The sequence below is a fragment of the Jeotgalibacillus marinus genome (assembly GCF_040801915.1).
In the GTDB taxonomy this organism is placed as follows: Bacteria; Bacillota; Bacilli; order Bacillales; family Jeotgalibacillaceae; genus Jeotgalibacillus; species Jeotgalibacillus marinus.
Genome location: NZ_JBFMIA010000002.1, coordinates 243,693 through 257,215, shown reverse-complemented (window position 1 = coordinate 257,215; position 13,523 = coordinate 243,693). Strand labels below are relative to the sequence as shown.

The 13,523-nt window shown below is 37.8% G+C and carries 13 protein-coding genes; 6 read left to right on the top strand and 7 right to left on the bottom strand.

Features of this window, described 5'->3' with window-relative positions:
* Window positions 1–13: 13 nt before the first annotated feature.
* Window positions 14–922 (top strand): glycine betaine ABC transporter substrate-binding protein, encoded by a 909-nt coding sequence (locus AB1471_RS04245; protein ID WP_367778352.1) that lies wholly within the window; start codon window positions 14–16, stop codon window positions 920–922.
* A gap of 142 nt (window positions 923–1,064) precedes the next feature.
* Here AB1471_RS04245 and AB1471_RS04240 read toward each other — a convergent pair whose 3' ends face one another.
* From AB1471_RS04240 to AB1471_RS04220, 5 genes are all read right to left on the bottom strand, one after another.
* A complete protein-coding gene (locus AB1471_RS04240) occupies window positions 1,065–2,804 on the bottom strand; it encodes a carbon starvation CstA family protein (protein WP_367778351.1) in 1,740 nt (579 codons plus the stop codon).
* A gap of 418 nt (window positions 2,805–3,222) precedes the next feature.
* Complete coding sequence (locus AB1471_RS04235; protein ID WP_367778350.1) at window positions 3,223–4,146, bottom strand: ArsA family ATPase; 924 nt, start codon at window positions 4,144–4,146, stop codon at window positions 3,223–3,225.
* A gap of 33 nt (window positions 4,147–4,179) precedes the next feature.
* Entirely contained in the window at window positions 4,180–4,440 is a 261-nt protein-coding gene (locus AB1471_RS04230; RefSeq protein WP_437342329.1) for a cory-CC-star protein, read from the bottom strand.
* A gap of 74 nt (window positions 4,441–4,514) precedes the next feature.
* Window positions 4,515–6,254: a carbon starvation CstA family protein gene (locus AB1471_RS04225; RefSeq protein ID WP_367778349.1), complete on the bottom strand. Its 1,740-nt coding sequence runs from the start codon at window positions 6,252–6,254 to the stop codon at window positions 4,515–4,517.
* Between the two features lie 559 nt (window positions 6,255–6,813).
* Window positions 6,814–7,662 (bottom strand): aminoglycoside 6-adenylyltransferase, encoded by an 849-nt coding sequence (locus AB1471_RS04220; RefSeq protein WP_367778348.1) that lies wholly within the window; start codon window positions 7,660–7,662, stop codon window positions 6,814–6,816.
* 301 nt (window positions 7,663–7,963) lie between these two features.
* Here AB1471_RS04220 and AB1471_RS04215 point away from each other — a divergent pair, with 301 nt between their 5' ends.
* From AB1471_RS04215 to AB1471_RS04195, 5 genes are all read left to right on the top strand, one after another.
* Window positions 7,964–8,506: a GNAT family N-acetyltransferase gene (locus AB1471_RS04215; protein ID WP_367778673.1), complete on the top strand. Its 543-nt coding sequence runs from the start codon at window positions 7,964–7,966 to the stop codon at window positions 8,504–8,506.
* Window positions 8,507–8,665: 159 nt separating this feature from the next.
* A complete protein-coding gene (locus AB1471_RS04210) occupies window positions 8,666–9,454 on the top strand; it encodes an ABC transporter ATP-binding protein (protein WP_367778347.1) in 789 nt (262 codons plus the stop codon).
* Window positions 9,451–11,073, top strand: a complete 1,623-nt coding sequence (locus AB1471_RS04205) for a hypothetical protein (protein WP_367778346.1) — start codon at window positions 9,451–9,453, stop codon at window positions 11,071–11,073. The genes AB1471_RS04210 and AB1471_RS04205 overlap by 4 nt, the downstream gene beginning before the upstream one ends.
* A 61-nt stretch (window positions 11,074–11,134) precedes the next feature.
* The gene (locus AB1471_RS04200; RefSeq protein ID WP_367778345.1) at window positions 11,135–11,629 is read left to right on the top strand and encodes a GNAT family N-acetyltransferase; all 495 of its coding nucleotides are present in this window, start codon (window positions 11,135–11,137) and stop codon (window positions 11,627–11,629) included.
* A gap of 19 nt (window positions 11,630–11,648) precedes the next feature.
* Complete coding sequence (locus AB1471_RS04195; RefSeq protein ID WP_367778344.1) at window positions 11,649–11,909, top strand: hypothetical protein; 261 nt, start codon at window positions 11,649–11,651, stop codon at window positions 11,907–11,909.
* A gap of 249 nt (window positions 11,910–12,158) precedes the next feature.
* Here the strand turns inward: AB1471_RS04195 and AB1471_RS04190 are convergent, their stop codons facing one another.
* Window positions 12,159–13,133: a hypothetical protein gene (locus AB1471_RS04190; RefSeq protein WP_367778343.1), complete on the bottom strand. Its 975-nt coding sequence runs from the start codon at window positions 13,131–13,133 to the stop codon at window positions 12,159–12,161.
* Between the two features lie 213 nt (window positions 13,134–13,346).
* Complete coding sequence (locus tag AB1471_RS04185; protein WP_367778342.1) at window positions 13,347–13,481, bottom strand: hypothetical protein; 135 nt, start codon at window positions 13,479–13,481, stop codon at window positions 13,347–13,349.
* Window positions 13,482–13,523 lie beyond the last annotated feature (42 nt).

Sequence of the window (13,523 nt, the reverse complement as noted above, 5' to 3'; positions counted from 1 at the left end):
AGGTATTGGATTTGTGAATAAATCACTCAAACTTATTCCCCTAATGATAATCACAGTCATACTTACTGCCTGTTCTAGTTTGGGAATTTCAGGAAAAGAAATTACAGTAGGGGGAAAAAATTATACCGAGCAATACTTATTATCAGAAATGACCGGTTTCTTGTTGGTGGAAGAAGGGTTTAAAGTAAATCAAATGAATAACCTTGGAAGTAGTGTAGTACGTTCAGCATTAGAAAATGGACAAGTGGACATGATGTGGGAATATACAGGAACGGCACTCGTTACCTTCATGGGAGAAGAACCTCTTGCTGATCCAGAAGAAGCCTTTCAAAGGGTTAAAGATATTGATAGCAAAAACGGCATTCATTGGATGAATATGTCGAATGTCAACAACACATACGCTCTTGCTATGAGAAGTGAACAAGCAAGAGAGCTTGGACTGCAATCAATAAGTGACCTAGCAGACTATATCAATGAAAACCCTGGAAAGTTAGCAATCGCATCTGACGCCGAATTTGCTAATCGTCTAGACGGGGTGCCAGGTGTAGAACAAACATATGGCTTTGAATTTGGTTCGAATCAGATAAAACAAATGGATCTCGGTTTAACCCAGCGATCTCTAGATAATGAGCAAGTGGAAGTTTCTGTAGCGTTTGAAACAGATGCCACCATTAAAAATTATGACCTCGTCCTTCTAGAAGATGATGAACAATTCTTCCCATCTTATCGTGTAGCTGTTGCAATTAACGAGGAAGTGTACAAGAAATATCCTGAAATTGAAGAAATCACAGCGCGATTAGCAGAAAAGTTGGACAGTACCGTCATGAGAGAGTTAAATTATCGTGTGGATATTGAAAGAGAAAGTGTTTCAATTGTTGCCTATGAATGGCTTATTGAAAACGGGTTGTTGGAAAAAAAATAAGAATATTTTAAACATGTAAAAGGTCACAAGTAACCCTTGTGACCTTTTTGTATGCCAGAGTGAATATCAGACATTAAACTAAACAACGCGAGCTGGAAAGAGATCATGTAAAAATAATCCCTTCCCTGAACGTAATCGTTTTTTAATCTTCTAAATCAATTTTCGTGTCATCATTCCTTGTCAATACAGAAATGGATGTTAGAATAATCCAAATAGAAAATACCATAATGATTGCTCCGAACACAAAGAGAAGCGAATTTGTGTCATCGCCCCACCACGACCACTGCCCAAAAACTTGTTGAATCATTGCGTATAACGTCATGAATAAAATGAATAACATCGGTATGAGTGTAACTAAGTAATTTCGGCCAAGTCGTTTTAGCCAAATGGAGATAAGCAGTAGACTGATTCCAGCTAGTAACTGATTGGCAGTACCGAATAACGGCCAAAGAAGGTAACCACCTGACCCAAAGCCATTGGGTCCTTCAGGAATTAACACGAGCGCAGCACTTGAAGAAACAGCAATCGTTGTAGCTACGTGTGTTTTAGTTATAGCAGGTACTTTGTATTCCACACCAAGCTCAGCGATAATATAACGCATAAGTCGAACAGCTGAATCGAGTGATGTAGCTGCAAAACTTACGACAATGATGGATACAATTGTTCCAGCAACATCAGCAGGTATTCCTAAGCCGGTTGCAAGTTGACTCGCCCCTTGAATAAAGCTACCAAGACCTTCAGCATTAGCCGCTCCAAAGCTGTTATACGTGGCTAAAAAGTCTTCTTTTGTTGGGAACAATGTAACTACAGCAATAATAGCAGCAAGTGCAAGGATTCCTTCACCAACCGCTCCTAAGTATCCAACAAAACGTGCATCTGTTTCTCTATCTAACTGTTTAGAGGATGTTCCGGATGAAATAAGTCCATGGAAACCAGAAATCGCTCCACAAGCAATCGTAATAAATAGCAGCGGGAACCAAGAAACATCATCCGCACCAGGGTTTGTGATTGGGGCAGTGATCTCAGGATTCGTGAATAAAAGGCCAAGGTATAAAATGCCTAACCCAACAATAAGTTGATGTGAGTTAATAAAGTCTCGTGGTTGTAGAAGCTTCCATACTGGTAGGGTAGAAGCGATATACACATACACCATTAAGATCATGATCCAAATAAAGAATGCGGAAGAGACTGCACCGAGTCCAAAAATTCCTGCTGCATCTTCACCACCCATATATCGTACAAGGTCGATCTGTAAGAAATCAACTTTAGCAGACACGATGGCAACAAAATACATTATTGCTAGTGCGATCAAAGAAGGAACAAGCATTTTTATGTTCTTTTTATATACGGCATGACCAATCCAAATCGCTAATGGGATCTGGATAAATACTGGCAATACGCTTGATGGGTAGGTAATAAATAAGTTTGCAATAACCCAAGAAAATACAGCGTTGACCATTAGAACGAGAATAAGAATGATGAATAGAAACAAAATTTTTGCACGTTGACCAATTAGTTTGTTTGCAAGTGTTCCAACTGATTGACCTTTATTACGCACGGAAAGTACGAGTGTTCCAAAGTCATGTACCCCTGCAGCGAATACAGTCCCAAGCACCACCCATAAAAGTGCTGGTAGCCAGCCCCAATAGACGGCAATCGCAGGACCGAGAATTGGCGCAGCCCCAGCAACGGAGGTGAAATGGTGCCCCCAAAGTACAAATTTATTCGTTGGGACAAAATCCACCCCGTCTTTAAAACGATGTGCAGGTGTTACATAGTTCGGGTCTAAACGGAATATTTTCTCAGCGACAAACTTTGAGTAAAATCGATACCCAAGAATGAAAATAAAAATACCAATAGCTGCTATTGCAATGGCGTTCAAATGATTCTCCTCCTTCTACATAAGATAGTTTTTGTGATAGACGAAGTATTTTGTTAAATAAAAATGTAAGATTCTAAGACTTATCTTAATAATAGATTGAAAAATCAGAAATGTAAATGTGTTTATTGTCGAAGTTTGGCTATCCATTGTGCAAGATTACTTATACTAGAGTTGGTAATGATAGTGGTGACCGAGCATTTATTCTTTCAAAGCTCTTTAAAAACCTTTTGTGAGAAGGAGGAGAGTGGAATGAGTAGAAAGTTTAAATAAGTTACATCGCGCTGATACTGCAGCTGTTGCCTAAGTGTGGTTTCCTTGCGAACGGTTTGTTGGAAGAATAATAAGAATGATTTACGTATGCAAAAAGATCACAAGCAATCTCTTGTGACCTTTTTGTTATTCGAGATGAATTAGGTTTTTAAAAATGATCACTAAATGATTCTAGATGATTTTTGCTTACGATATCTTGTGAGAACAATGGAATATAGATCAATTGCTGTTTTGTAAATGTTTCTTTAATCAATTGAGTATACTTCTTCTCGTGTTTTTTTCGTTCGAGAAAGAAAGCTCCATCTGCTTCTTCCGGCAATACTTTATTGATAATTAAGGTTTTGACGTGCAAATCATATTTATTCAGTAATTCAATTGCCTTTTCCGTCTCTAAAATCGGGAGACGCTCTGGGTTCAAAACAAAGATAAATCCTGTTTCCTTTTCACTTAGCAATATGTCTCTTGCCTTAGAAAATCTTTCTTGTCTTGTTTTTAATACTTCATAAATAGGATCTTCAACTGGTTCACCATCATTCAATAGTGCTGCATAGTTTTCGTTCGTTTTTTTCCGTTTATCAAGTAACCCTTCGATCCACACGCCCATTAGCTCTGGCAATGTAAGCAAACGAATTGTATGACCAGTAGGTGCGGTATCGAACACCAATTTATCAAAATTTGCTCGTTCTTCTAAAATAATTGAAATCAACTTATCAAATAGGGCTGCTTCATCGGCTCCAGGAGAGGCTTTTGCTGTATCAAGCTGACGATGAACTTCCTCCATCATGTGAGAATGTACGACCCCTTTAATATTTTCTTTTACCCCTTTAATATATGTGGCCGTTTCGATTTCTGGATCGATCTCAAGCGCATAAAGGTTTTTCGAGATTTCAACGGTTTTACCATCCAATTTCCGGTTGAAAATATCACCAACGTTATGTGCGGGATCGGTTGAGATTAGCAGTGTTCGATTGCCTTGTTGAGCTGATTTCCAAGCAATAGCAGCGGCAGAAGTAGATTTACCAACGCCGCCTTTTCCACCTACAAAAATAATGCTTTTACTTAAGACTTCCATTGCCATTCTCCTTTATGCCAAATTAATCTTGTTCTAACAACAACGCATACCTGCTAATGGTGATTTCTCCATTCCCATTCTTAAATGCCAATCATGAAATTTCTCAATCATGTAAGGATAAAGTTCAAGCGTATAGTAATAAACAGGGTTTGGAATGCCGATCATTTCTGAATAAAGTAACAGAAGGAATAGATCGTCTTCATCTCTCAACTCACGAGCAATTTCCTGGCGATGTGGCATGCTTAACACTTCCTCGTAATAAGCGATAAGTGTTTTCATTTTATCGAGCATCATAGTTAATCACCCCTTCGTAAAATACAGGAAAGGGACCATGTGAAAATGATCCCTTTCCCTAACGTAATCGTTCTTTAATCTTCTAAATCAATTTTCGTGTCATCGTTACTTCTCAATACTGAAATGGCTGTTAGAATAATCCAAATCGCAAATCCCATAATGATCGCTCCGAACACAAAGAGAAGCGTATTTGATTCACTTCCCCACCACGACCACTGAAAGATAACCTGCTGGATCATCGCGTATAACGTCATGAATAAGAGGAAGATCATCGGGATAATTGTAATCATGTAATTTCGGCCCAGTCGTTTCAGCCAAATTGAGATAAGGAGTAAACTGATCCCAGCTAATAATTGATTGGCGGTACCGAATAAAGGCCAAAGAAGGTAACCACCTGACCCAAAGCCATTGGGTCCTTCAGGAATTAACACGAGCGCAGCACTTGAAGTAACAGCGATCGTTGTTGCTACGTGTGTTTTAGCTAAAGCAGGTACTTTGTATTCCACACCAAGCTCAGCGATAATATAGCGCATAAGTCGAACAGCTGAATCGAGTGTTGTAGCTGCAAAACTTACGACAATGATGGATACAATCGTTGCAGCAATATCAGAAGGGAGTCCTAAGCCAGTCGCAAGTTGACTTGCCCCTGCAACAAAGGAACCAAGACCATCAGCATTAGCTGCTCCAAAGCTGCTATACGTAGCTAAGAAGTCTTCTTTTGAAGGGAACAATGTTACTACAGCAATAATAGCAGCAAGTGCAAGAACTCCTTCACCAATCGCCCCTGAGTACCCAACAAAACGTGCATCTGTTTCCTTATCTAACTGTTTAGAGGATGTTCCGGATGACACAAGTCCGTGAAAACCAGAAATCGCTCCACAAGCAATTGTAATAAATAGTAGTGGGAACCAAGAAACATCATCCGCACCAGGGTTTGTGATTGGGGCAGTGATTTCAGGGTTCGTGAACAAAAGACCAAGATATAAAATGGCTAACCCAACAATAAGTTGATGCGAGTTAATAAAGTCCCGTGGTTGTAGAAGCTTCCATACTGGTAGGGTAGAAGCGATATAGACATACACCATCAAGACCATGATCCAAATGAAGAATGCGGTAGAGACTGCACCGAGTCCAAAAAGTCCTGCAGCATCTTCACCACCCATATATCGTACAAGGTCGATCTGTAAGAATTCAACTTTTGCAGACACGATGGCAACAAAATACATGATTGCTAGTGCAATAATAGAAGGAACAAGCATTTTTACGTTCTTTTTATATACTGCATGACCAATCCAAAGAGCTAGTGGAATTTGGATAAACACTGGCAATACACTTGATGGGTTCGTAATAAATAAGTTCGCAATAACCCAAGCAAATACTGCGTTAAGCATTAGAACAAGAATAAGAATGATGAAGAGAAACAAAATTTTTGCACGTTGACCGATCAACTTGTTGGCAAGTGTTCCAACTGATTGTCCTTTATTTCGCACGGAAAGCACGAGTGTTCCAAAGTCATGTACCCCCGCAGCGAATACAGTACCAAGTACCACCCATATAAATGCTGGTAGCCAGCCCCAATAGACGGCAATCGCAGGACCGAGAATTGGCGCAGCCCCAGCAACGGAGGTGAAATGGTGCCCCCAAAGTACAAATTTATTCGTTGGGACAAAATCCACCCCGTCTTTAAAGCGGTGTGCAGGTGTTACGTAGTTCGGGTCTAAACGGAATATTTTCTCAGCAACAAACTTTGAGTAAAATCGATACCCAAGAATGAAAATGAAAAGCCCAATGGCTGCTATTGCAATGGCATTCAAATAAATTTCCTCCTACATAAAGTGATATTTTTTTGTTTTACAAGTTAGTCTGTTAAATAAATATAAATGGAATCGTTTTCAAAGATTCGTTTTAATAATAAAATAAAAGGCGGCTGATGTAAATAATATAAATATTTTGTCGTGTTTTATCGAAAAAATAATACCATAAGGGTGTTTTTTGTTTTTGAAACTAAGCAATCATTCATAGTTATATATCTTTTTTATGGGAGTTTACTAGGTGAATAGTGGTGATTGTACATGAAGTGGAACGCCTTTCCAATAGAGACTTTCTGGAGGACTTTAAATTAGTTTCTCTAATACGCTAAGGAATTGGTGTGATTTGTTAGAAAATGATAAGGATAAAGAGGGTTCTGGAGTAGTTCAGTTTTACTGCGAGGCTAGGTGTGACTCTTAAATCATATTTTCCCACTGCTAAATTAATGGGGAAAGAGCTCTCTCCCGTTACTGACAGGAGAGATTTTATCCAAAATTATTAATAAATCATGTGTTTGGGGTGATCAAATTTTTTAAAATGCACCTAATACGGGAAATGAATTAATTACTTGAGTGTGGATATGTCTTTGCAATACTGTGTTAACTTTTCATCGATTTGATCATCATATTTATAGTCTAGCGATGCTCCTACTTCTTTGGCCAGCTTCCTAAATAAGTCCATCATGGCAAAAAGTGATTTCCAGTTATCCTTAATTTCTCCCCCAGCATATGTTTGTTCAATTTCTATCCAAACATCAGAGTCTACATACCGTTTAAACCACCTTCCAACTTTATTTGGATTAACGGCCCAATCATATTTTACACCGAGATGCCACTCGATCATTGGTCGCAAATAAACGATACGAATGATACTATCCAATATATATTTTGCGAAAAAAAGTTCATCACGCCACAAGCTTTTGGCAACGTACGACGTATCCCACCAGAAATCATTAACGAGTTCTTGGTAAGCCTCTTTTGTTGGTGGAGACACGTAATAAGCTGTATGGGAAGGGGCTTTAAAGTGTTCTGTGAGATGATCTTTATCGAGTAAAACTTGGTAACCATTATCATATTCAGGTGGGAGAGTTTGAAACTTTTGAAGGCAGTCTAGATGTTGGATTTGGAAATCAATTTTCGTTCCATCTTCAAACAGGACAAGCCGCGTTAGGTGTTGATGATCGATCATCGGATTTAATGGAACAGCTGCGATTAGTTCTCCAAATTGAGCGAGCCACTTATCTTGTAGGAACCATTCAAGATCTTCTACAAACAATTCAATATCATAATCTGTAAACCGGTCTTTAAATGCATGTGGATTTGCCCGTGAACTTGTTTGTAAGACAACGCGAATCGATTCGAATTTCTCAGCCCAGTTCAAGAGAGTTGGGTAAAATTGTTCTTCACTTTGCACAGGTAGTACCTCCGATTCTATTAGGAATCTCTCCAACTAATATACCATTAAAATATCAGAAGATTAAAACCGTTCATTGAGAAGTTTTTAAAAAAAAGATCTAGAAATACCTACCAAAACAGAAGTGCTGTCAAAGAGTTTGAATTGCTAAAAGACACACTAGCTAAACAATATCTTGCCAATGGAAAAGAATACATAGATCGGAACGATTCTTTCTAAAAGAGTGCTATAAGGGGTTGTACATCTTCTTATGATGTGGGTAAAATAGGAAAAAGTCTGAGGGGATGTGCTGCCGATGTCAATGGAACATGTGTATTTAACTAGACCTTCTGAAAGATTAAAAGATCAATATTTAGCTTATTATCAAGAATGGATAAAAAGCGGGGAACCATTCATTCCTCAAGCGATTACAAAAGATCCTTCTGACTTCCAAGAGATGTTAAAGCTATTTACAAATGAAGAAAAAGGAATAGGTTTGAGAGCAGGATGGGTATCGAGCTCTACATTCTTACTAATCGGAGAAGACGAGAGAATGATTGGTGCCGTTCATATTCGTCACAAGCTAACAGAAGATTTATTGAATAGTGGGGGGCATATCGGCTATGGTATTCGACCAAGTGAACGAAGAAAAGGGTTCGCAACTAAACTCCTGGAACTAGCGCTGATCGAGGCAAAAAGTCTAGGAATTTCAAAAGTGCTTGTCGTTTGTGATGAAGATAATCGTGCATCAGCTAAAACAATTAGTAACAATAATGGCTTACAAATAGAAGATTTTATCGAAGAAGACGGTAATGTTATTCAACGCTTTTGGATCGATACATTTGAAAGGACATTAAATCCTTAAAACTTGGATTCCGGGTGAGCGAAGCATTAGGAAAACGTTTAATCAATTGCTTTACAAAGCTGATTTTCATGCGTTTTAGCAACAAAATAAAATCTTAAAAGTAAATGCCGTCTACGATTCATGTAGGCGGCTACTTTTACCTAGGGTGGTCGGAAGTAGATGGATAGAAAAGAAGTAATCAGGCTTGAAGGTTTAACAAAAAGTTACGGTGGAGAGGATGTGCTCAAAAGCATTAACTTGACGGTGTATCAAGGGCAAATTGTGGGCTATATCGGACCCAATGGAGCAGGTAAAAGCACAACAGTAAAAATGATGCTTGGTCTTGTCGAAGGATACAGTGGTAGCATCAGTGTCTTCGGAACGGATATTCAAGACCAAGATCATTTATATAAAAGACGAATTGGCTATGTGCCGGAGAATGCAGAGATTTATGATAGCTTAACGGCAAGTGAATATCTTGCGTTTGTCGCTGGGTTATATGGAATCGATGAAGAAGAAGCGCTTGATAAAGCAAGAAAACTGATGAGTCAATTTGATATTGACCAAGTCATTTATTCACGTCTTTCTTCCTTTTCAAAAGGGATGAAGCAGAAAGTGCTAATCATCTCAAGTTTATTACATAACCCTGATTTACTGTTTTTAGATGAGCCATTGAGTGGTCTTGATGCCAACAGTATGCTTGTTGTAAAAGAAATTTTATCGCAATTAGCGGCACAAGGAAAAACAATTTTTTACTCCTCACACATCATGGATATTGTTGAGAAAATCAGTCATCGGATCGTTCTGATTTCAGGTGGTAACGTTGTGGCTGATGGAACGTTTGAAGAATTAAGAGAACAAAATAAACAAGGGTCACTCGAAGACATTTTTAATGATTTAACAGGCTTTCACCAGCACAAACAAATCGCTTCTGAATTTGTTGCCATTGTCCAAGGAGTTTCATCATGAGTGATTTCATGAGTCTACGTTTTCTTGATCGTTTTGAAAAGGGATTTAATAAGGTGGGGATTGAATATCCACTGTTGAGACATATTTTAAAAATCAAACTTACGATGGACTCAAGAAGAATTCCAACAGTATACAGCCAACAAAAAGTGGATGAGAGTAAAGACAAAAACCATTTTCTTCGTTCACTTTGGATCTATGCTTTGTATGGGCTAGCGGTAGTACCCTTTTTATTTTTTGCTGATCAATATTTCTTTCAAATGAGCATTATTTTTGGTGTCTTAATGTTTATTCTCATGACCTCGATGATTTCCGACTTCTCTGCTGTGCTTTTAGATATTCGAGATCGAGCCATTATCGGACCAAAACCGATTAACAAGAGAACATTAAGTGCAGCAAAAATGATTCACGTCAGTATTTATATGTTTTTTCTAACGACAGCGACCGTTGCGGTTCCACTCGTTGTTTCGTTATTTAGTATGGGGATAGGGTTCTTTTTGTTATTTTTACTTGAAGTTATTCTTCTTGTGATGTTGATTCTTGTCTTAACAGCATGTATATATATTTTCATCTTGCGTTTCTTTGATGGAGAACGCTTAAAAAACATGATCAATTATATTCAGATTTTGTTAACTATTGGGATTTTCATCGGTTATCAAGTTGTCATTCGTTCGTTTGAATTTATCGCGATGGAAATCAATTTTACTCCTGCGTGGTGGCAGTTGTTGACACCTCCTGTTTGGTTTGGAGCATTACATGAAGTCATCTTGCAGGGAGAGCGTTCAATATTTGTCATCATCCTTGCCGTGATGGCCATACTGATTCCAATTTTGATGATGATCCTATACGTTAGATTAATGCCAACCTTTGAACATCAACTGCAGAAACTTTCTCACACAGAAGTTGGAGTGAAGAAACGCCAAGCTAAATGGAAGAAGACATTTGTTAAATGGATTAGTCCAAATAAAGAAGAGCGCAGTGTGTATTATTTTGCTCGTTCAATGATGAAAAGTGAAAGAGAATTCAAATTAAAGGTTTATCCTTCACTTGGTTTTGCAATCGTTGTTCCCTTTATTTTTATGTTTTCTATGTCTCAAGCCTCTTCGTTTGATGACCTGAGAGACGGTAATTCTTATTACTTTATTTACTTTAGCTTGCTCGTCATCCCAACGATTTTTTCCATGGTGAAATATTCATCAGGCTATAAGGGGTCTTGGATTTATGAGGTGGCTTCAATCCAGCATCGTTCATCCATTTACAGCGGTACGTTAAAAGCAGGGCTAGTTACATTATTTTTTCCGGTATTTTTCATTCAATGTATCGTATTTCTTTGGCTGTTCTCTTACCAAATATTTGTGGATTTGCTTGTGGTATTGATGAGCTCTATCATTTATTCAACCGCTTCATTAAAGGTATTAAGTAATAGGGCGTTTCCATTTTCTGAATCATTTTCACTCGCGCAGCACAAAGAAAGTGGGAAGGTTTTTGGACTTATCTTGGTCATCGTTGCCTTCTATGGACTCCATTCCGTTAGCTCGTTGTTTCCGAACGGAACCTATGTATATGCAGTGATTTTATTTATTTCCATGATTGTTACTTGGAAAATGACTTTTCGAAAATGACGAAGAGGTAGAAGGAGTCAATGTAGATCGGTGAAAATAAACGTAAAAGGTAGGTTGGACAATGATTATTAGACACGCAGAACCAAATGACGCTGAAAAACTAGTTCATTTGATGGAACAAGTAGAAAAATCGAACTTCATGTTATTTGAACCTGGAGAAAGAAAAATTCCAGTTGAAGCGCAGAGGAAAAGAATTAAAGCGATCAACGAAGACTTGACTTCTTCTATTTTTTTAGCAGAAGATGATGGGGAATTAGCTGGCTTTTTGTTTGCGACAGGAGGAAATCCAGCACGAGCCAAGCACAGGGTATATGTCGTGTTAGGAGTTGCGAGTCATTTTAGAGGAAAAGGAATCGGAACAAAATTATTTGAACATCTTGATAGGTGGGCTAAAGAACAAAGTATTCATAGATTAGAATTAACGGTCATGCACCATAATCATACAGGAATTGGATTGTACAAAAAGATGGGGTTTACAATAGAAGGAACAAAAAAGCATTCATTATTTGTGAATGGAAAATATGTGGATGAATATTATATGTCTAAAATCATTTAATTTGAAAGGAGAATTAATCATGGTTAAATCTCCAAATCCACCTTATTATGAAATATTGAAATCAAGAAGAAAAATACTTTTATTCTTTTTTTTAGTTTCAGGGATTGGGGTATTTACCTCAAAAGTAGATCTCGTTTTTAAAGATGAAAACATATTAACGTCGATTGTCTTCTTGATACAAGTCATCGTTATGCTTCTTAGTATTGTAGGTATTATGATCATAAAAAGGAAAATGACAGTTGAACGAGAGAAAGAACATAAAAGAATTAACGAAAGCTAACGGATCGATTCATTTACTCGCCGGTAATTTTCTTGGTTGATGATTGAGTTCTTTCCGAAGAAAACTGAGCTAGCAGCTGATCTCAGAAAACGAACGACAACGATCCATCGATTTAGAACGCTAAAGGGTATGTGCACATTGCCAGCAGTTTGAGGAAAAACAAATACCCCCAGAATAGAAAATGCTGATTTTTGTTAGAAATCGGTGTTTTTTCATTCTGGGGTATAACTATAGAGTTTTTAAATCTCTTCACTCATGCACAGTAGTGAGTACATTATAAAGATTTGATAGCAGCGTTGTACGCAATTCAACTAGCTCAGGGTACTGATAAAAAAAAGAAATTTTTTCATCAGCAACCGTTTCATTTTCGGGTTTATAGGATAGAACGAAGTAGCTCCATGATTCGGCTATATCCTCTGATGGATGAGTTGCAGCATAGTCTGTTACAAATTCATCCTCATGATTTGTAAAAAAATGATCAAGGTCTTCCTCGTTTGTTTCTACATCGAGTGACTCCCACTCCTCAATAATCTCCACCCAAAAACGTTGGTAAAATTGATTAATGTAGGATTCAGGGGCACTGCAACCATATGAGGTGAAATACTGTAAGCAGTTTGTTTTCAATCTCTCTAACACTTGGTCATTTTCTAGATCAGCAAAAGTAGCCTCGCTAAATGGAACCTGTTCTTCATTCAAAAATAATAGATGGCCGAATTCATGTATAAGTGTATCTATTAATTCTTTTGTATTATCACTATCTGCTATGTCTAGACTGAGAAGCCATTCTTCTGGATTTTCATAGCGTGGCTCAACAGCACCTAAGGTATTGCCGACACCATCGGTAAATACATAGAATCCTGTAACCATTTCACGTTCTTTAGAAGGAACGATACTAGCGAATAACTGCCAAAGCTGAGTATGTTTATCAATATCCTGTTGATAATGTTCCCATTTCTTATCTTCTACCTCTAGAATAGGATTAGAAAGCTCATCGTCAATCACATCATAGGATATAAGCGGTGTTTCTTCCTCTTGACTTCCGTTATCGCTTTCTTCTTCCACTTCAACTAACTCTCCAAGAACTTCAGATAGCTTATCAATGTATTCATCACCGATTCCTACATTCGTAACTTGTCTAATTTCCTCGTTTGTTTCCTCACTACTACATCCTGTAATCATTACAAAGAATACAGAAAGTAAAATGATTCTGATTATACTTTTCATAAAATAAAATGATCCTCCTTGTGTATCTTTTTATCGTAAATGATCATCCAAACTATTTGCAATGTAACTTATTGGTTTCCACGCTAAAAGAGCGTCTTGGTGTTACAGACGCTCTTTTGTCTGAATTTATAGAAATTTCACCGTATGGTTACCTTGATAGTAAATATTTTTAAAGGTGAAAACATAAGAAAAGCAGGTGAATATGATTTGTCACTATGATTTTTTTAGAGGATCTATTTTCGTTGAATCATCAAGGTTAAGCGATGATCGCAGAAAATAAACGAAAATCCCGCCTACCATACCCAAAAGAAAAACATAGCCTACTGTCACCGTCCATAAGTATGCCACACAAACCGCCTCCTTTTTTGATCTATATGCAGGAGGACGACC